The 19,975-nt window shown below is 40.9% G+C and carries 16 protein-coding genes, 1 tRNA gene and 1 pseudogene; 10 read left to right on the top strand and 8 right to left on the bottom strand.

What is annotated here, in order from left to right:
- The first annotated feature begins 404 nt into the window (after positions 1–404).
- The 5 genes and pseudogenes from IPN35_06235 (at position 405) to IPN35_06255 (ending at position 7,330) form a co-directional block, all read left to right on the top strand.
- Positions 405–2,177 carry an ATP-binding protein gene (locus tag IPN35_06235; GenBank protein ID QQS59944.1) on the top strand — a complete coding sequence of 591 codons (1,773 nt, stop codon included), beginning with the start codon at positions 405–407 and terminating at the stop codon, positions 2,175–2,177.
- A 43-nt stretch (positions 2,178–2,220) separates the two neighbouring features.
- Positions 2,221–4,722 (top strand): type IV secretion system DNA-binding domain-containing protein, encoded by a 2,502-nt coding sequence (locus IPN35_06240; protein QQS59152.1) that lies wholly within the window; start codon positions 2,221–2,223, stop codon positions 4,720–4,722.
- 265 nt (positions 4,723–4,987) lie between these two features.
- Positions 4,988–5,176 (top strand): annotated as a pseudogene (locus tag IPN35_06245) (transposase).
- Positions 5,177–5,439: 263 nt separating this feature from the next.
- Positions 5,440–6,768: a B12-binding domain-containing radical SAM protein gene (locus IPN35_06250; GenBank protein ID QQS59153.1), complete on the top strand. Its 1,329-nt coding sequence runs from the start codon at positions 5,440–5,442 to the stop codon at positions 6,766–6,768.
- Positions 6,758–7,330, top strand: coding sequence for a hypothetical protein (locus IPN35_06255; GenBank protein ID QQS59154.1), 573 nt, complete (start codon positions 6,758–6,760; stop codon positions 7,328–7,330). Before IPN35_06250 ends, IPN35_06255 begins: the two co-directional genes overlap by 11 nt.
- Before the next feature lie 68 nt (positions 7,331–7,398).
- Here IPN35_06255 and IPN35_06260 read toward each other — a convergent pair.
- The 3 genes from IPN35_06260 to IPN35_06270 form a co-directional block, all read right to left on the bottom strand.
- A tRNA-Gly gene (locus IPN35_06260) sits at positions 7,399–7,473 on the bottom strand.
- Between the two features lie 83 nt (positions 7,474–7,556).
- Positions 7,557–8,651 (bottom strand): redox-regulated ATPase YchF, encoded by a 1,095-nt coding sequence (ychF, locus tag IPN35_06265; GenBank protein ID QQS59155.1) that lies wholly within the window; start codon positions 8,649–8,651, stop codon positions 7,557–7,559.
- A gap of 186 nt (positions 8,652–8,837) precedes the next feature.
- Positions 8,838–9,173, bottom strand: a complete 336-nt coding sequence (locus IPN35_06270) for a hypothetical protein (GenBank protein ID QQS59156.1) — start codon at positions 9,171–9,173, stop codon at positions 8,838–8,840.
- A 280-nt stretch (positions 9,174–9,453) separates the two neighbouring features.
- Between IPN35_06270 and tgt the strand changes: the two genes are divergently transcribed.
- The 3 genes from tgt to IPN35_06285 are packed head-to-tail and all read left to right on the top strand — an operon-like array spanning position 9,454 to position 12,152.
- Positions 9,454–10,614 carry a tRNA guanosine(34) transglycosylase Tgt gene (gene tgt, locus IPN35_06275; protein QQS59157.1) on the top strand — a complete coding sequence of 387 codons (1,161 nt, stop codon included), beginning with the start codon at positions 9,454–9,456 and terminating at the stop codon, positions 10,612–10,614.
- Positions 10,611–11,351 (top strand): HAD-IB family phosphatase, encoded by a 741-nt coding sequence (locus tag IPN35_06280; GenBank protein QQS59158.1) that lies wholly within the window; start codon positions 10,611–10,613, stop codon positions 11,349–11,351. Before tgt ends, IPN35_06280 begins: the two co-directional genes overlap by 4 nt.
- An 18-nt stretch (positions 11,352–11,369) precedes the next feature.
- On the top strand, positions 11,370–12,152 hold the full coding sequence (locus tag IPN35_06285; protein QQS59159.1) for a hypothetical protein: 783 nt from the start codon (positions 11,370–11,372) through the stop codon (positions 12,150–12,152).
- Positions 12,153–12,215: 63 nt separating this feature from the next.
- On the opposite strand, the gene IPN35_06290 is transcribed toward IPN35_06285, so the two are convergent.
- Entirely contained in the window at positions 12,216–14,759 is a 2,544-nt protein-coding gene (locus IPN35_06290; GenBank protein QQS59160.1) for a DUF3488 domain-containing protein, read from the bottom strand.
- A 13-nt stretch (positions 14,760–14,772) separates the two neighbouring features.
- On the bottom strand, positions 14,773–15,750 hold the full coding sequence (locus IPN35_06295; GenBank protein QQS59161.1) for a MoxR family ATPase: 978 nt from the start codon (positions 15,748–15,750) through the stop codon (positions 14,773–14,775).
- 97 nt (positions 15,751–15,847) lie between these two features.
- Here IPN35_06295 and IPN35_06300 point away from each other — a divergent pair, with 97 nt between their 5' ends.
- Both IPN35_06300 and IPN35_06305 read left to right on the top strand, forming a co-directional pair.
- Complete coding sequence (locus IPN35_06300; GenBank protein QQS59162.1) at positions 15,848–16,234, top strand: hypothetical protein; 387 nt, start codon at positions 15,848–15,850, stop codon at positions 16,232–16,234.
- A 69-nt stretch (positions 16,235–16,303) separates the two neighbouring features.
- Entirely contained in the window at positions 16,304–17,242 is a 939-nt protein-coding gene (locus IPN35_06305; protein ID QQS59163.1) for a ribose-phosphate diphosphokinase, read from the top strand.
- Here the strand turns inward: IPN35_06305 and IPN35_06310 are convergent.
- The 3 genes from IPN35_06310 to efp form a co-directional block, all read right to left on the bottom strand.
- Positions 17,239–18,555: a UDP-N-acetylmuramate--L-alanine ligase gene (locus tag IPN35_06310; GenBank protein QQS59164.1), complete on the bottom strand. Its 1,317-nt coding sequence runs from the start codon at positions 18,553–18,555 to the stop codon at positions 17,239–17,241. The two genes, IPN35_06305 and IPN35_06310, sit on opposite strands and share 4 nt — an antisense overlap.
- On the bottom strand, positions 18,552–19,097 hold the full coding sequence (locus IPN35_06315; protein ID QQS59165.1) for a sigma-70 family RNA polymerase sigma factor: 546 nt from the start codon (positions 19,095–19,097) through the stop codon (positions 18,552–18,554). Before IPN35_06315 ends, IPN35_06310 begins: the two co-directional genes overlap by 4 nt.
- A 272-nt stretch (positions 19,098–19,369) precedes the next feature.
- Positions 19,370–19,930 (bottom strand): elongation factor P, encoded by a 561-nt coding sequence (gene efp / locus IPN35_06320; protein QQS59166.1) that lies wholly within the window; start codon positions 19,928–19,930, stop codon positions 19,370–19,372.
- Between the last annotated feature and the right edge of the window lie 45 nt (positions 19,931–19,975).

The following is a 19,975-nucleotide window of genomic DNA, read 5'->3' on the forward strand; positions in this document are numbered from 1 at the left end:
ACGAACAAAATCCATATCCTTCTCCTGCGGCAGTTCCTGTTCCAAACATGCGCCCAAATACCCCTTTGGGAGGAGATGCTGTGGGAAATCTTTTTGCAAATAGAAAAAGGTTCAATCCTGAGCAGGACGTATACGGTCAACAAACACCGCAAGTTCCTATTTCTCTTCCCACAAATTCATCTTCGCCAATGGGAGCAGTAGCCCCTTTTCCGCAGGGAGAAAATCAAATAGTACCTTCTCCTTTGCCACCAAATATTCAGCCGGCGATAATTCCCACTCAACTGACCCCACAAAAATCTCATGGAATATTTGGAAGTTTGTTTGGAGGAGAAAAAAAATCTTCTGCTCTGCCAAAGGCTTCCTCAGGAGACCAAAATCAAGGAAAAGAAGGTGAGGGTAAAAATATGAACAAGACAGAATTAATGCGCCTTAAAGAAGCAGAAAAACAATATCGTGAGGGTATGGCAACAATTCGTGATCTCATCGCACCAAGCTCTATGGAGGTAAATTTTCAATGGATTCGCATTGGAGACACCTATGCCAAAACTTTTTTTGTTTACTCCTATCCGCGATACATTGAAGCAAACTGGCTCTCTCCTATTGTGAACTTCGATGTGACCATGGATATTTCTATGTTCATTTATCCGAGTGATTCTGCCGCTATTCTTAAAATGCTTCGTAATAAGGTGGCACAAATGCAGTCGAGCATGCACATGAATCGTGAGAAGGGAATGGTGCGAGATCCTGCTATAGAAGCCGCTCTTGAAGATGCGGAAGAACTTCGGGATCAGCTCCAGCGAGGGCAAGAAAAATTTTTTCACTTTGGACTCTACTTCACTATTTATGCGGATGATCCAGCAAAAATCAAAAAAATTCAGGCCAATTTTGAATCAATTCTTGGGGGAAAATTAGTTTTGACGCGCTCGGCGGATTTACAACAAGAACACGGATTTAACTCCATTCTCCCTATTTGTTCGGATGAACTCGATATTCACCGAAACATGAATACTTCACCTATCTCAACAAGTTTTCCCTTTAGTAGTTCAGAGCTCACGAGTAACGAAGGAATTTTGTACGGACTCAATCGGCACAATGACTCACTCGTTATTTTCGACCGATTTAGTCTCGAAAACGCAAACTCCGTTATTTTCGCGAAATCGGGAGCAGGAAAATCGTATGCGCTCAAGTTGGAGCTGTTGCGATACATGATGATTGGCGCGGATATTATTGTGATTGATCCAGAAAATGAATACGAAAAACTCTGCAATGTGGTCGGAGGATCCATTTTAAAAGTCTCGCTTAATTCCGATAGACGTATCAATCCATTTGATTTACCAAAGCCACTAAAAGACGAAGTTGTCAAACCAGGGGATTTGCTCCGAGCAAACATTATTACGCTCCACGGACTTTTTAACCTTATGCTTGGAAAGCTCACTCCTACAGAAGAAGGGCTTATGGATCGCGCACTCATCAGTACTTACGCACTCCGTGGTATTCGTATGGATACGGAAAACCCAGGAGAAGTTGATCCGCCAACCATGCAAGATTTACAAGAGGTGCTCGAAGGAATGGCAGGTGCAGAATCGCTTGCCGAACGACTCGAAAAATATACTCGTGGAACTTTTTCGGGACTCTTTAATCAACGCACAAATATTGATCTCGATGGTCAGATGGTGGTCTTTCAAATTCGAGATTTGGAGGATAGTCTCCGTTCTGTTGCTATTTTTGTCATTCTCAATTTTATTTGGAACAGAGTGCGAAGCTCTTTAAAACGACGTTTGCTAGTCATTGATGAAGCATGGACGCTTATTCAACATGAGGATTCTGCACGATTTCTGTATGGACTCGTAAAGCGCGCTCGCAAATACTATCTCGGTGTTACTACCATTACTCAGGATGTAGAAGACTTCTTGAAATCCGATTACGGAAAGCCAATTATTAGTAACTCTTCTATGCAACTCCTCTTAAAGCAATCACCGAGCTCCATTGACGCACTCCAGAAGGTCTTTAACTTGACAGAAGGAGAAAAATATTTGCTCCTCAACTCTGGCGTTGGACAGGGAATTTTCTTTGCGGGTATGAAACATGTTGCTATTCAGATTATCGCGAGTTATACAGAAGACAAAATTATTACTACCGACCCAGAAGAACTCCTAAAATCACAATCCGCTGAATGAGAAATGACGACAGGGGAAAAAATATGCGATACTCTTTCTCGATATGAGCACGGTTCTCTTCCTCACTGTTGGCATATTCTTTCTCACAGGAATTGGTCTTTTTGTGTTTCGCATTTTTTTGTTTTTCGCAAAAGATCGTATGCGAGCACTTGATTTGGTCTTTCTTCAGGTACTTATTCCAAAGAAAGACAGTAAAGAAGATCGTGATACAGAGGGGGAACAATTTGGAACCGCAAAAGATGTTACGAAAACGGTTGGTGTAATGACTCAGCTTTTCTCAAGTCTTCATGCACTTCGCGAGAGCACGTTTCGTGAATTTCTCTTTCAGTCAGATTTTTTCACCTGTGAATATTCGGTTATCGGAGGTGAAGTATATATGCATCTCGGTGTTCCGCGCGCGAGTCGGGAGCTCGTGGAAAAGCAAATTACAAGCTATTATCCCGACGCAGTTGTAGAAGAAACACCCGCACCTAATATTTTTACTTCTGGGAACAAAATCGCATGTTGTTCCATGAATCTCTCGAAACAGTACTTCTCCCCCATTCGCACTATTTCGAGGCTTGAGTCAGATTCACTCAATAATATTCTCAACACCCTCAGTAAAATACGTGTAAAAGAAGGAGCCGCCATTCAAATTGTTTGTCGACCTGTTCCAGATTCGTGGCAAGAAAAAGTGGAAAAGGTGGCAGGAGAACTCACAAGTCAAAAGAGTTCCATGCCCATTTTTCAGACACTTAATCCGTTTCGAATTTTGGGTGCGTTTTTCTCTATACTCATTAGCGGTCCATCAGGTGGAGGTGAAGAGACGCCAAAAGTAACAGAGCAAAATGCATTTGTTCAAGAGAAAATAAAGGCAATGGAAGAAAAAGCCTCCAAACCAGGTTTTGATGTCGTTATCCGCCTTGTTACTGCGGCGGCAACCGAGCGTGAAGCGAATTCTCAGCTCACAAATATAAAAGCATCATTTAGTCAATTTAGCGCACCAAATCTCAATGGGTTTTCTTCTTCCACAAAACATTCCCGAAAAAAATTGATGCGCGATTATATTTATCGCAATTTTTCTCGAAACCGGAATGTACTCTTATCTCGCTTTCTCTCCACGGGACAGATTCGACAAATTGTCAGTTCCGATGAACTGGCGGCACTGTTTCACTTTCCCAATGCGCAATACAACAAAATGCCGAATTTGCAATGGCAAACGTTTAAAATTGCTCCCGCACCGCACAATTTGCCAGAAGAAGGGCTCCTTTTAGGATACAACAATTATCGCGGAGAAAAACGCGAAGTACGCATTAAACGAGATGATCGTCGCCGACACTTTTACTGCATTGGAAAATCGGGAACGGGAAAATCAGTAAATCTTGAAAATATGATTCGACAAGACCTCCAAAACGGAGAAGGGGTCTGTGTTGTTGATCCACATGGAGATTTGGTAGAAGCCGTTTTGCCGTATATTCCTCGCGAACGCGCAGATGATGTTATTTTGTTCGATCCGGGAGATTTAGAGCGTCCCATGGGGCTCAACTTGCTCGAAGCGCACACAGAAGAGCAGAAAGAGTTTATTTCTCAAGAGGCGCTTGCCATTTTTATTAAACTCTATGGAGAAGAAATTATGGGTCCGCGTCTCCAACACTACTTTCGAAACGGCGTGTTGACGCTTATGGCAGATGATGAAGACGGCGCTACACTACTTGATATCACCAAGCTCTTTACAGATATAAACTACGAGAAAATGAAAAAGTCAAAGGTGAAAAATCCTGTGGTGAAAAGCTTTTGGGAAAAAGAAATGGCAAAAACCGGGCAACGCGAAAAAGAGGAGATGATTCCCTATTTCGCGAGTAAATTTGGACCATTCATCACGAATGCACAAATTCGAAATATTTTGGGACAGGTAAAATCGGGGTTCGATTTTCGAGATGTCATGGACAATCGAAAGATTCTTCTCGTGAATCTCTCAAAAGGAAAATTAGGGGATTTAAACTCAAAACTCCTCGGAATGATTATGGTGAGTAAAATTCAAATGGCGGCGATGAGTCGGGTAGATACACCAGAAAAAGAACGAAAGGATTTTTACCTGTATGTCGACGAGTTTCAAAATTTTGTGACCGATTCGTTTGCTTCTATTTTGTCGGAAGCCCGAAAATATCGACTCAACTTGATTGTGGCGCATCAGTATATTTCGCAGATTACGCAAAGCAGTGAAGGGGGAAAAGGGAAACACGAAGATTCATCTCTTCGTGATGCGGTGTTTGGAAATGTCGGAAGTATGATGTGTTTTAAGATTGGTGCACACGATGCGGAAACCATGGAAAAAGAGTTTCAACCCGTTTTTTCGCAACAAGATCTTATCAATATTGCAAATTACCAGGCGTATATAAAACTCAACATTAATAACGCCACTAGCCGTGGTTTTTCTCTACAAACCATTTACGATCCTACAGGAGCCGACAATGAAGGTGCAGAAGCATTTCGCCAGCTCTCACGACTCAAGTTTGGACGTGATCGAGAATTTGTGGGTCGGGAAATTGCGCGAAGAGTGATGTAAAGAGAGTAATAGAGGAAGCACAAGGGGGAAAATTTGATTTTAGCACTGGATTAGGGTTGTACTCTGATCCAAAACAGCATTAGTCTTCGAAAGACAGACACTGTTTTTTTAATTTAGATTCCGTGTGTGGAGAGCAATACAACTACACTCCAGCAGAAAATGCGAAAGAGAGGATTGTTGTTGCAAAACTTTAAAATTGATTTATAAACCTATTTCCAACTACAGACCATTTCAGAAATCAATGAGGTTCAATTTAACTTGAAGAGGAAAAAGAGGAAGAGGTGCAACAGGAAAAACACCTGTTGTTGGACTTCTAAAAAGAGATGGAAAAGTCTTTACAAAGATTATTGAGAGATGTGGTGATAGGAGAACACTTCATAGCTTCATTCAGAGAAAAATAGAGACTAAAAGTATTATCCATTCTGACGGTTGGAAAAAGAACCTCTCAAGTTAAATTGAATCAAATAAAAATAGAGCGGGTAATCCTCACGGGCATTAGCCTTACAACCTTACTTCGCTTAAATCTCAAAAGCTTGGAGCCCCTTAATAGATGAGCTTCGAACTATTTTTGTAAATGCGGAAGAACAGATATTTGTTGCACGGATATAGGTTTATGTGAGAATTCAATTTTCAGAATTTATTTCTTGCACATATTTACATATTTATCATAATATTATCTCTAATTTTAAAACTACATAACTAAGACTGATGTACTTATTGTCAACTCCCCTTTGTTTTGAGGATAAGGTCGAAGGATATGATGAAGATTCACTGCCTCCATTGGGATTGGGGTACATAGCAACAAGCTTGCAAAAACATGGTCTTTCTGTTGAATTACATGACGCTGTTGCCTCCAATAAGCCAGTCTCCGATATTATTCGGCAAATTAATGTATCTGGTGTGCGAACAGTTGGTTTAAATGTTTTTACAACAAACTTACATCTTGTAAGAAAAATTGTAGAAGGAGTAAGTGTCCCCGTGCAATTTATCCTGGGTGGTCTATCGACAAAATCTATTTATGGTGAAATCTTTGAGTGGGAAACGTCAAATTCCATTGATATCGTTATGGGTGATGGCGAGATTATTATGCCCGACTTGGTTAATGGTTGCGAATGCGAACCCCCTGTAATGAGCTCAGATACTGATGGACGTCGTCGTCGTTATTTTTCTGTTGATTCAAATTCACATTACTATGTTAATGATATTAATGGTGTTGACTTGAATCGTAGTTTTTTTTCACATGAGCCAATTCATCATCCTGTTCATGGTATTGTTGAGGCGAATATTGTTGCAACAAGAGGATGTATTTATAATTGCGCCTTTTGTTCTGCAGCAAAATCTAAAAATAAGCACATGGGAGTGAGAGAGAGGAGTCCTGTAAATATTAAAAAAGAGGTTTTGGAATTAAAAGATTTTTATGAGGGGCTAAGCTCAGTAAGGGTTTTGGACGACTTATTCCTGAAGAATAGAGGTTCCGTTGAAAATGCCATTAAAATATTTGAGGGTACTGATTTATCCTGGAGGGCCATGGCACATGTTGGGTCATTTCGTAATGTGAATGAAGAGCTCCTTAAAAGACTAAAAGAAAGTGGTTGTTTAGAACTATTTATTGGCATAGAATCAGGTTCTCAAAAAATGCTAAAAATGATTCATAAAACACATAATCTTGATTTGATTTCTAAGACGATTACTAAAATTTTAAACTCAGGCATTTCCGTAAAAGGCTTTTTTATTTATGGATTTCCCGGAGAGACAGAAGAGGATTGCGAAGACACATTTCGCCTTGCATCAAGCCTGAAAGAATCCTCTGATAAATCTGATGGAGACTTCAGGACAAGTGTTTTTAGGTTTAGACCTTATCATGGTACAGAACTATATGATCTTGTTTCTGACTCAGGCACTAACGATGTTGTACATAGAGATTTACCACTAAGTCACCTAAAAAGAAGGCAGCAATTTAATTTTGCCACTCAAAATTACTCTGCATGTTCAGATGAAATCATCGCCCACTATATTTCTGTTACAGACCAGCTCAATGACAGATAGTTTAGATGCGATTAAAAACTGCAAAACATGCTCTTTGCATAAGAATCAGCTTCCAACGCTTGACCCAAGAAGAAGTGCTGATATATTTTGGCTTGGTATATCTGCTAAGCTTTATGATGGTGATGCACAATCACCACTCTCTTCTCAAACATTAACTGGTAGCATTATACAGCGTATTGAGAACAGTCTTCCTCAGCTAAATTTTTACTCTACCAATCTCGTAAAATGCCCTCCTTTAAATGAAAAAGGGAAGCTCAGAAAACCAAATACAGATGAAATAGATGCTTGTTTGAATAATTTCATAATTGAGCGCGATACATTAAAGCCTCGAATAATATTTCTATTGGGGAAATTAGTTGCAAAGAAAGTCCTTAATGTAATTCAAGAAAATTGTGACATAAAATTAGATAATATATTTCAATATCATTTTGCAATTCATGACAAAACTATTTATGTTCCTATTCACCATCCGTCTTACATAGGTGTTTATAAGAGGAAAGATGTAGAATCATACATTTCTTCAATTCAAGAATTAATCATTAAGAGACTGGAAGAAGAGTAGTATAGAATTTACCAAGGCACAAATAGTAAAATCAACTTTTTATGTCGTAAAAATCACCTATAAATTGTTGGAGCGGGTAACGGGAATCGAACCCGTATCTCTGCCATGGCAAGGCAATGTAATAGCCATTATACGATACCCGCACAGAAAAAACCGTACCTCCGGTAGTATACTTTCTTTTTACCGTTTTTCAATCTTTTTTCTTCACTACTCTTTTTGAAGAATATTAGACATTAAATTTAAACAAACACACATCTCCATCATGAATAATAGCTTCTTTTCCTTCACTTCGAACGAGTCCCTTTTCGCGACACGGAGACCATCCACCGTGTTCCACAAAATCTTTCCACCCCACAACATCTGCACGGATAAAGCCTTTTTCAAAATCGGTATGAATTTTTCCTGCCGCCTGTGGCGCTGTTGCTCCCACAGGAATAGTCCATGCTCGTGCTTCTTGCTCGCCGGCAGTAAAGAATCGGGCAAGCCCGAGGCGACTGTGCGCCGCATGTGCGAGTTGCTGTAAACCGGAAGTTTGAATGCCAAAATCTCCCAAAAATTCCTCCGCTTCTTCTGGAGAAAGTCCCGAAAGTTCCGCTTCTATTTTGGCAGAAATGGGAATAAGTTCGTCATGTTCCGAAAGTCCGAGGGTTTCTTTTGCTTGTGCAATATCAAAACTGGCGAGGGCATCTTCTGCAACATTTGCTACAAAAAGAAATGGTTTTACGGTGAGAAAAGAAAATTCTCGAAGAAACGGAGTTTCTTCTTCGGAAAATTCGAGAGCAGAAACGCGTTTTCCCTCGGAAAGCGTTTGGAAAATTTTTTCAAGAACAGCATGTCTTCCAACAGCATCTTTGTCGTTTGATTTTGCCATTCTCTTAGCTTTATCGAGCGATTTTTCCACGGATTGAAGATCGGCAAGAATGAGTTCGGTTTCAATGGTTTCTTTGTCCGATTGCGGATCAATCTTTCCGTGTACATGAACAACATTTCCGTCTTCAAAAAAACGAAGCACCATAGCAACCGCATCACACTCGCGAATATGAGAGAGGAATTGATTCCCAAGTCCCTCGCCTTTACTTGCTCCTTTAACGAGCCCAGCAATATCGACAAACTCAATAGTTTCGGGAACTATTCTCTTTGCCTTTGTTGTTTTTGACAGTGCAGAGAGGCGCTCATCTTCAAGGGCAACAATTCCTACGTTGGGATCGATAGTACAAAATGGAAAATTTGCCGCTGCTGCCGCAGTCGATTTTGTAAGCGCGTTAAAGAGTGTGGATTTTCCCACATTTGGTAAACCGACAAGGGCAATTTGGAGTGGCACGAGGAAAGAAAAATATCGAATGGCATTTTCCGTGTTTTTTCTGCGAAAGACAAACAATTCCCTTTCTCCTTCAAAATTAGGCACAACAACAAAAGGGAATATTGTTTTTCATCTCTGTTTTGTGATCGACACAAAAGAAGCGTGTCGACTATAAAATCTCTTCTAAAATGCTTGTTTTAGGGTTTTCTATAATGAAGATCCATTGTTTTCACATGATTCTATCATTTTTCGAATATCTGGAGAACTCTCTTCTACTATTTTCAAAATGGCATCACAAGATGAGGGATCACCCCCGTTGTTGAGTGCACTTTGTAACGCCTGATTCAAAAGGGGTGCTTGAGTCTTAGACAGAAATATAACAACAGGACCAACAAATTCTCGTATTTGATTTTGACATTTTTCAAACAGTGGTGGGTTTTTGGATAAAATGAGGAGAATTTTTTTGGTTATTATTGCTTTTATAAGTTGCTCAAGGACATTGAGATAATTACCCTGTTGATTGGATTCTTTCATTGATTCCATGGTTGATAAAAAAGAAAATCAGAATCAAAATCGCATTTCTCCCATTTCTTTGTTTTTTTTGAAAAAATGAAGGAAGAAAAAAGAACAGATGTTATCCTCTTCTCTTCTTTTTTAATCTGTCTAGTGTTTTGAGTATATTTTGTGATTGGTGTAAGAAAATGTCATAATGAAGCTATTTTTTTAAAACAGTATTGCCAACAAGAAATGGTGGATAGATCCAAAAACAAGAATAGAGAAAAGAGGTTTCTGTCTCTGGAAAATAGAGTGAAAGAAGGGCACAATGCTTTTTGTGAATTTTTTTCTTCAAAACTCCAACGGAAACGCGCGGCGCGGCGTACTTGAGACTGCCAACGGAAAGGTGGAAACTCCGGCGTTTATGCCTATTGGTACACAAGGCGCGGTAAAAGGGGGTATTGAGCCACGTGATCTTCGGGAGATTGGTGCGGAAATGATGCTCGCAAACACCTTTCATCTCCATTTGCGTCCAGGAGAAGAAACCATAGAAAAACTCGGGGGTATTCAAAAATTTTCTGGCTGGAATAGTCCACTTCTCACGGACTCTGGTGGATTTCAAGTATTCTCTCTTGCCGCCATTCGTAAAATTACTGATGAAGGTGTTCGTTTTCGTGCTCCCACAGATGGACGAGAAGTGTTTTTTACTCCCGAAAAAGTTATGCGTATTGAACACGCATTGGGTGCAGATATTATTATGGCGTTCGATGAATGTCCACCGTATCCTGCAGAGAAGTCTCAGGTAGAGCATGCGGTTCGGCGTACTACGGATTGGGCAAAAAAATGCAAAGTGGAACACGACCGTCTCGTCCAAGAATCTAGAAAAGACCAAGTACTTTTTGGTATTGTACAAGGCGGAGTATTTCCCGAGCTTCGCAGGCAATCCGCAGAAGAGCTTCTAGAACTCAATTTTTCGGGAATGGCGATTGGAGGACTTTCTGTTGGGGAGCCAAACGAAAATATGTATGAAATGTGTGAATTTCTTGCCCCGATTCTTCCCACACAAAAACCGCGATACCTTATGGGGGTTGGTACTCCTATCGATATTATAGAAGCAGTTTCCCGCGGAATTGACATGTTTGACTGTGTTCTTCCAACGCGCAATGGACGACATGGAAAAGCCTACACTTCAAAAGGAGAAACAAATATTCTTCTCGCCCGATACGAGCAAGATAATAATCCCATAGATGAGGAGTGTTCTTGTCCAGTATGTACTCGGTATACTCGGGCGTTTCTGCGACATCTTTTCAAAAGTGGTGAAATTTTGGGAATGCGTCTCCTCTCTCTTCATAATCTTGCGTTTTACCAAAGTTTGATGAGGAATATTCGAAATGCTATTTCATGCAATACTTTTTGGGAGTTTCGGCGGAATGCTATTGCCGCCTTTGGGCAGGGAAAAAAGGAATGTTCTTCCTCCGAAAAATCATGAAAAGAAAAATATTTCTCTTCGACTTTGATTCCACCCTCGTAACGGTGGAGACATTGGATGAACTTCTCAAAAAAGCGCTGGTGAACCATCCCCAAAAAGAGCACCTTTCTGCCGAAATCGAAGCCATTACCAATGCTGGCATGAGCGGAGAGCTTGCTTTTCGGGAGTCACTCGTGAGGCGCATGCAAATCGCTAATATTCATCAGGCGTATATTGATGCGCTTGGACACGATTTCACGCATTTTATAACCGACAGCATTCCAGAAGTCATTCATATTCTTTTAGAGGCAGGACACAAGGTTGTCATTGTTTCTGGTGGGTTTCGCGAGCTTATTCTTCCTGTTGCCGAAATGCTTTGTATTCCCCCAGAAGATTGTTTTGCCAATGAGTTTCAAAAGGAAAATGGAGTCGTAATAGGCGTTGATCTTACAAATCCTCTCTCAGAAAACGGAGGAAAAACAAAAATTTCCGAAAAACTTTTTGCAGAAAATGATGCAATGGAAGTTATTATAATTGGAGATGGAATGAGCGATGCCGAGCCGTTTCTTCAGGGAAAAGCGAGTGAGTTTTGGGGATTTTTTGCAAATGTTCGGCGACCAAAAGTAGAAGAAAAAGCGACAAGATTGTTCTTTTCTGGAGAAGAGTTTTTACAATTTGTGCAAGAAAAATACACAAAAAAAGAGGAGAAAAAAGAACATTTTGACCTTGGGAAAACAATTCGACACAATGACTCTTGATTTTTGTCTTGTTCTTTTATGAAACTCAGACTTCTCTCTGCTTCACTCCTCCTCTTTTCTGCTTGTGCTTCCCCAGAAGAGCAGTCGCCGCCCGATGAGGTGGGACAATTTCCTCCCGATTATGTTGTGTCTTCAGAAGTGGGAGTAGAGGTTTCATCACCAGAGGTTGCAGTAGGAGAAGCTTCTTCAGGAGAAAACCTAGAAATTGATGTGGCATCAGAACTCCTCTCATGTCGAGAAAAAAATACAGAAGTTTCTCTCGAAATAGAGGCAATGACACGAAAGCTCGCTTCTTGCCAAGAAGAGCTCGATAAAAAACCACAAACAATTTCTCCCAAAAGCATTATCCCTACACTGAAAGAATCGCATGCGATTTTGCTTCGCAATGCCCTTCTTGAAACTCCACAAAAAGAATTTGCATTTGATAGCTGTGGAAGACTAGGGACTTTCTTGGGAAGTAGTTGGTTTACTGATTTTTCCACACAGCTTTCGGATGCAAAAATTCGCTTTTCAAACGGTTTTCTTGAAACAGAAGATTTTTTTGGTGGATGCCAGAGTGACACGGGAAGAATGGCGTTTTTCTTGGGTGCCGAGCGAGAAGATGATTATCGTTTTATTGTGATAAAATATGATATTGCCAATAAGTCACTTGAGCCAGCTCTTCTTTTGAACGGGGCGGAAGATGCAGTGGTGACGGAATTTGGAAAGCGAGAAGGTTCTTTTATTAACTTTCCCGCAGATGATGGACGAACACTTCGCTACTATTACGATTCGAATATCGTTATTCAGTCGCCTTCGTGATTTTTAGGGCACTGAAGGAACAAATCCAGTGTTTGACGACAAAGAGAAGGATTCATCATCTCCTCATTTTTTTTCTCGTAGGGCAAGAAGCCATCTCTTTTTAAGTTCTCGAATATCTTTTGTGTTTGGGTTTTTTCTAAAGAGTTCTTTTCTCGTGTGTGCTACGAGTTCGGGAAAAGATTCCTGAAGCGATTCAAGCAAAAAGCTTTTTGCTTGTGATTTTCGAGAAAGCCACAGAAAAAACTGTTCTCGAGGAGTGAGCAACAAATGCTTTCGTACTTTTGGATACCAGCGTCGTCCTAAAAAAACGAAACATATTCCGGCAATGCCCCAGAAAAAAAACGCTTTATTTTCGGAAAGTGTTTTTAGGAATGCCTTTTGTCGTTCCCCTGTATAGCTTACAATATATTCAAACCAACGGAGTTCTATGGTGTCATACCAGCGAACCATCGTCCCCCAAAAACCGCGCTGATGGAGCCATGTCACGGTTTCTTCCGAGATGGGAGTCGCATCCAGCTGAATCCATCCATTCTCTTTATCAAATACTTCTGTCCATGAATGCGCATGAATACCGCGAATTATCCAGGCATTTGCAGTATTGTTGTATTCGCCTCCTCGATACCCATTAACAAATGTTGCTGAGTATCCAAATTCTTGAAGTGTGAGTGTGAGTACCGTGGCAAAATATTCACAGTGACCGCGACGACTTCCGTAGAGAAAATCTTTTAGGGAACTTGCGGTATTGGCAAGAGAATAGGAAAAACCGGCGTCATCGCGAATGTAACGAGTAATGAGAACAGGATCAGATTGAATATCTTTTGGGATGGTTTCCCAAAATGGCTGAAACAAATTTCTTACTGATGGAGAAAGTTTTTTCTCCTCGGAAATAAAAATGGGAAATTCTGCTTCTATCGGTATTCCGTTTTTATTTTTTAAGAGGAGTTTTGTTTCTGCAGAAGAGTACAGAGGGCGCAAGAAATTGATGAGGGTGGAGTCTTCTGCAAATGTATTGGCACGAGCACCAATGATGGAGACGGGGCGAATAGGAGTGAAGAGTGCCTTTTCTCCACTTTTGTGGTAGTAGCGAACATTCCATTCAAAAAGAGTGTCGGAATTACTCTCTTTTTGGGAAAGAAATGGTCTCAGAGAACCCTCTTTTTTTCGCCAACTCTTTCCATCAAATATTTCATATCGTGCGCCACGCCACAGAAGGTTTTGGAGTGCTTTTTGGTCATTTTCTGAAATGCCTTCAATGACTATTTTTTTGGAGTAGTCCTCTTTAATGCTCCGAATATTCTGAAGATCAACTTCTTCATCAAATCCTGTTTTGGTTTCTTTTGTCGTTTTTTCAATGAGAGAAGTATCTTTTGTGCGAGTTCCGTGTGGAAGGAAAAAAAACAAAGTAAAAGTGAGCAAAAGCACTCCTCCGACGAGTGACACCATATCCCTTCTCCTTCGTCGTGGCATTACAAATCGGTTGTATTCGGAAGGAACTTCTCCTGCGGCAGAGAGGGAAAAAAGGAGAACGGCGAGAATGAGAAAGAGGAGAAAGAGGAAGAAAAACCACGCCTCCAAGCTATAGAGCGAAAAGGCAACAAAAACAAAAAGGATAAGGAAAATATAGGTGAGCATGTCTCGTCGTTGACGAGGGAAAAGATGTTTCCAAATAGCAAGAAGAAGGAGGAAATGCACTCCGGCAATAACCGTATCATCACGAATGCCACCTTCTGCAAAGCAGAGGAAAAAGAGGAAGAGTGCTGTCCCATTCATTTCGCGTATTCCTCCACGAGAAAGTTCTCCTCTTTTGGTGAAGAAGAGCACCGTCAATATGCTTATAATTGCCGAAATGGTGAACGACCAGAGTCGCGATTCCCATTGTGCTCCGAGCACTCCGACGAGAATAAGAAGCCACTCAACGGTAATAACTCCGCGAACACTTTTCCATTGCCAGAGTGGCACATTTCCCGAAAGGCGAAAGGTGTTTCCTTCAGTTTTTTCTTTCCGTTTTGGCTTTTCAAGAGGAGAAGGGATCATTTCTCGCACGAACCATGAGTCAGTTTTAGCAGAACGAAGGGCATCAATATGCCGAAATTCTTCTCCGTCCTGAAGAGGTCGAATATGAAAATAGAGCTCTTCTTCTGGTCTTCGAAGAAAAAGATGTACTCCTGCATCTTCTGGTGATGAAAATGGTGGAACGGGAATACGAAGACGAAAAATATCGAGTCTTCCTTGGATAAGAAGTGTTATTTTATCTTCTTTTTCTATCTCGTATTCTAAGGAAGCAGTGGGAGTAAGAATGTTCTTCTTGTTTCCTCGAGAGACAAGAAGAGAAATTCCCGAGAAGATATTTGGATGGAGAAAGCGAATGAAGAGAAGTTTCTCATTCCCTTCTTGTGTCCAGAATACGGATATTTTTTTTCGAAGAACCCATGTTTCCCAAAACGAAAAAAGGAAGAGTGAAAGAACAAACGCGGGAAGGAACATAAGGACTTGAATTCCCTTTGCAAAGGAAATAAACATCAGGAGTATTCCAAGCCCAAGGAGTACTGCTCCCGTTTTCGAAAGCGCTCCCGAAACCGAAAGCCACCGATTAAGACGGGCGAACATGTACGTTCAAAAATTAGGAAAGCCCCCGAAAGATATTTCGATATGCTTCTCGAAGCATCTCCTCAAGCTCTTTTGTGCCGAGTGCCGCGTCTTTTAGGGAAATCCGATGATGAAAAAATGGAACAATAAGATCTTTTCCATCTTCGGGAATGACAAAATCACGTCCAGAAAGAAATGCATGTGCCCGAAGAGCAGAGGTAAACACTCCGAGAGATCGGGGACTCATTCCGTAGCGAAAAAGTTCTGGATTTCGTGACCATTCTGCCATGCGCAAAAGTCGTTCCAAAATGTCATCTGACACAGTCACTCTTTTGACCTGTTCCTGAATGAAGAAAATTTCTTCCTCACTCAGGATAGGGTCAAGTGACATAACACGGTTTTCGAGATTGAGATATTCCTGATTTTGGAGAATGTTTTTTTGGAGTTCTCTATCGGGAAATCCCATTGCTATTGAACATGAAAATCGATCGGATTGCGCTTCAGGAAGAGGATATGTTCCGGCATATTCCACCGGATTTTCTGTGGCAATAACGAGATGAATTTTTGGGAGCGGATAGGTTTTTCCTGCTATTGAGACTTGTCGTTCTTCCATAGCCTCCAAAAAAGCACTCTGTGATTTTGGGTGCATACGATTGATTTCATCAATGAGAACGATTTCTTGAAAAATAGGCCCTTTTTTAATAGAGAATTCCTTGGTGATATGATCGAGGATTTCACCTCCCAGAATATCTTGGGGGAGAGTGTCGCTTGTTCCTTGCAGTCGTGAGAAACTTCGTCCCAAAAGGCGAGCAAATGCCTTAGCGAGGGTGGTTTTTCCTACACCCGGAAGATCGTTAATAAGAATATGCCCTTCAATAAGCAAGGGGATAAAAAGGAGGCGCACGACATACTCTTTGTTAAAAGCGAAGGGAGAAAGGAGAGACTGAAATTTCTGTGTTTTTTTTCGGAGTACCTCTTTCTGCTCTTCTGATCTAGGAGCTGGTGTGTTCATAGTTTTTTTTGTTTCTCACTATTCTACCGGAGAAAGTACTCTTTCACAAGTAGTTGCCTTTTTGTGAAAGATATGATATTCTGAAAACATAATAAATATGGGACTCATGAAAGCCCGATTACTCACTCTCCTTCTCCTCTTCTCGTTCTTCTTTCTTCCCGTTTCCGCTGTACAAGCAGATCGGGGTGATCCTTTTGGAACGAATGTAGGAGGAAATATCGATGCTGCCGTAAATGCTACGCTTCCCGATGCAGTAATTCGCGCTATTAATTATACTCTTCTCTTTTTTGGACTTCTTATTCTTGCTACTTTTATCTATGCCGGTGTTCTCATGGTAACGGCACAAGGGGAAGAGGAACAGGTAAATAAAAGTAAACGAATTATGATTTATGCGGTTATTGGTTCTCTAGTTATTATGTTTTCTTACGCGATTGTTCGAGTGATTACCGGAGCGCATGGTGTTATTGATGGAGGAGGTGCTTAATTTTGATGCTTTTCGAATAGATCTTTTTCTGTCACAATAGGAACAGGTTCTTCTGAGGGAGTTTTACAAATGAATAAAGCACGAATATTTGCCGCGCAATCGAATCCAAGTCTTTCAAAAGAAGTGAGTGAGATGCTGAAGATGCCACTTGGAAAACATACAGTAAAATCTTTTTCGTGTGGAGAGCTTTATGTGAACTACGATGAGACGATTCGGGGATGCAAAGTATTTATTATCGCCACTATTCGTCCGCACCGAATTCATGATGATTTTTTTGAAATTTTTTTGATGTGTGATGCGGCGAGGCAAAGTTTTGCCAAGTCAGTTCATGTGATCATTCCGCATTTTGGCTATTCCCGACAAGACAAAATTCATTCTGCTCGTGAATCTATTTCAATGCGTCTTTGCGCCGATCTCCTTATTAAAAGTGGTGCGGAGCATATTGTTACTCTCCATCTTCATGCTGATCAGAGTATGGGCTTTTTTTCCGTTCCTGTAGATAACCTAAATCCGCGTCGAATGTTTGTAGAATATTTTCGGGAAAAAAATCTGAAAGATGCCATTGTTGTTTCGCCAGATGCTGGAGGTGCCAAGAGTGCTAAAAAATTTGCAGACTTTTTGGGGGTGGAACTTGCCATTCTCCATAAGTCACGTCCAAAGCATAATGAATCGGTTGTAACCCACCTCATTGGTGATGTTCAGGGGAAAACCTGTATTCTCTATGATGATATGATCGACACTGCGGGATCGGTTTGCAACGCCAAAACAGCCCTCCTTCAGAATGACGCAAATCCCGATGTCTATCTTTGTGCAACGCATCCCATATTTTCTGGTCCGGCGGTTGATCGTCTCAATGCCGCAAGTTTTCGAGAAATTGTCGTCACAAACTCTATTCCGGTACCACAGGAGAAAATTACTGGACTGCGACAACTCTCCATTGCTCCTCTTATTGCAGGAGTCATTGCAAATACTATTGAAGAGAAATCGGTGAGTGAACTTTATTTCTAGCTGGAAAAATCGCTTATAAGCTGATCGGCAATCTTGTACACCGGACCTGCCCCCATCGTGATAATAACATCTTCAGGGTGAGATTCGTGATGAAGAAGGGAAACAGTATGAGAGAAGTCTTTTGAATACCGAACCGATACTCCTTGTTGTCGAATTTTCTTCACAAGCATTTCGGCATTTACCGAGGCAACATCTTCTTCTGTATCGCGAACACGGTAAATATCGGGAATGAGCACCTGATCTGCTTCTGAAAAGCTTTGTGAAAATTCATTCAAAAAATCTCGTGTACGCGAGTATTGATGAGGCTCAAAAATAGCCCAAATTTTTTGGGTGGGGTACCGTTCTCGCAATGCACGAAGAGTTGCTCGAATTTCGGTAGGATGATGCGCATAGTCATCATAGACCACTCCTAATGTGCTGATTCCCTTTTTTTGGAAACGACGCCATGTTCCTCGAAACTGAGAAAGCGCACTCCGAATAGCATCGGGACGTATTCCCAACGTATCAGTAAGTGCCAATACAGCGGCGGCATTAGCGCGATTGTGTTCCCCTGGAACAGAGAGCAGAGGAACCTTTGAAAGAAATGTGGCGGTATTAACTCGTGTTCCCGAAAAATCTTGAAAGAGAGAAGAGATTGTTGAATCAGAAAAATTGGCAATAAGTGTGCCATTTTTTGGAAGTCGATTGGAGAAATCACGAAAAGCTGCATAATATCGCTCGGGACTGCCAAAAAAATCGAGATGATCTGGTTCTATGTTCGTCACCACAATGACAGAGGGGGAAATGTGCAGAAAAGATTCATGATATTCACAAGACTCCACAAGGAAAAATCGTTCTTCCGAAGGAAAGCACAGGGGATCTGCTGTGGGAATACGAATATTTCGCTCTTCCCATTCAAAAACTTTTGTGCCCAAAATAACGAGCGGATCAGTGCCGGCGGCTTCAAATGCAAGACCTGCCATCGCAGTTGTTGTTGATTTTCCGTGAGTTCCACAAATAGAAATTGTACGCTTGCTTGAGGAAATGTCTCCAAGAGCGGCAAAATATGATTTCTGAAGAACTCCTCTTTCTCGTGCTACTTCTCGTTCAGGATTCTCTTCTGGAATAGCTTCAGAATAGACGAGTTGATAGATGTCAGAAGGGACATTCTCTTTTTTGTGTTGTCGAAAAAGAGTGACTCCTTCTTTTTCCAAATCTCGAAGAATATCAGAATCGCCTGCATCAGAGCCACTCACTAAAACTCCACGAGAGAGAAAATAGCGTGCAAGTGCGCTCATACCAATGCCACCAATACCAACGAAATGTGCCTTCATGAAGCAGAGAGATATTCCCGAAGCTTTTTAAGTCCTCGAGACTGGAGAATGCGAACAGCTGTTTCACTTTTTCCTAAAATAGCCCCTATTTCTTCATTACTTCTTTCTGAAAAATATTTAAGCGCAATCGCTTGTGATTGCATATCGGGAAGCTGGCGGAGACCAAAAAGAAGTCTCCTTTTTTCAATGTTGAGAGAGGTTTCTCGATCCGCGTGAGAATGCGAAGATTCATCAGAGAAATCTTCCGGGATTTCTTCAGAAGGAATGTTTTTGCGGTAATAATCAATAAGAGCATTTTTTGCGATGCGAAAAAGCCACGCAGAAAACGGCATTCCCTCTCGTTTTTGATAGGAATTTAGATTACGGAGTGTTTTGAGGAAGACATCTGCTGTAATGTCTTCGGCTGTTTCACGAGAAGAAACACGAAAAACAATATACCGATAGATCGGATCTAAAAAATGATCGTAGAGTTTTCCAAACGCTTCACGATCTCCATCTCGTGCTTTGATTACCCAATGATCAATATCTAGCCCTTCAATCACGAGGAAAAAAAACCAACCTCCTTTTTCCCAAAAAAGTGAAACATGAGCAAGGATAATACCTTGCAAAATCTTATATATTGTTTTTAAAAAAGGAAATTCATATTTTGTTTTGTTGTTTCATTTTTAAAATCATCCTTTTTTTGACAGATGTGTTACTTTTGAAAATTGAGAACAGCCAAACACTAAAAAATAAAATATCTCATCTGTTTCATCAAAAAAAACTCTTCTTGAGAGTCTTTTGTGGAATGTTCTCTTAAAAAAATGAAACAGTGTTATTGTACTCGTTTTTGAAAAACTCTCGTTTCGGTATTCATTTGTACTATATCGCCTTCTTCTACAAAAAGGGGAACCTGAATAATCATTCCGTTTTCGAGTGTTGCTGGCTTTGTTCCTCCTTGCGCTGTATCTCCTTTTACTCCAGGAGGAGTCTCTTGAATGAGAAAAGACATGCTTGGGGGAAATTGAATACGAATGGGGGTTTCTCTGAAATGTTGAATATCAACATCTTCTCCCTCCTTTAAAAATACAGAATCTTCTCCGAGTATTTCTTGGGAAAGGGTGAATTGTTCATAGCTTTCGTTGTTCATGAATTCATATCCGTCTCCATTTTTATAGAGATATTGGGCGCGGAAATAGCCAACATCTGCTGGTTGCAATTTTTCATTTCCCTGAAAAGTGCGAGGGATAGTATTACCCGTCTTTAAATTCTTGAGTGTTGTTTTCAGCACTCCCGTTCCGCGCGCTTGTTTGCTGTGTTGGCAATACGTTACGAGAAAAGGCTCATCATCGAGAACAATAGTGTGCCCAACACGAAGCTCACCCAATGAATACATAAAATATTTAAAAATCGAGTGTTATTCTGCCAGAGAGAAGAGAGG

Source organism: Candidatus Peregrinibacteria bacterium (assembly GCA_016699755.1).
Classification (GTDB): Bacteria; Patescibacteriota; Gracilibacteria; order CAIRYL01.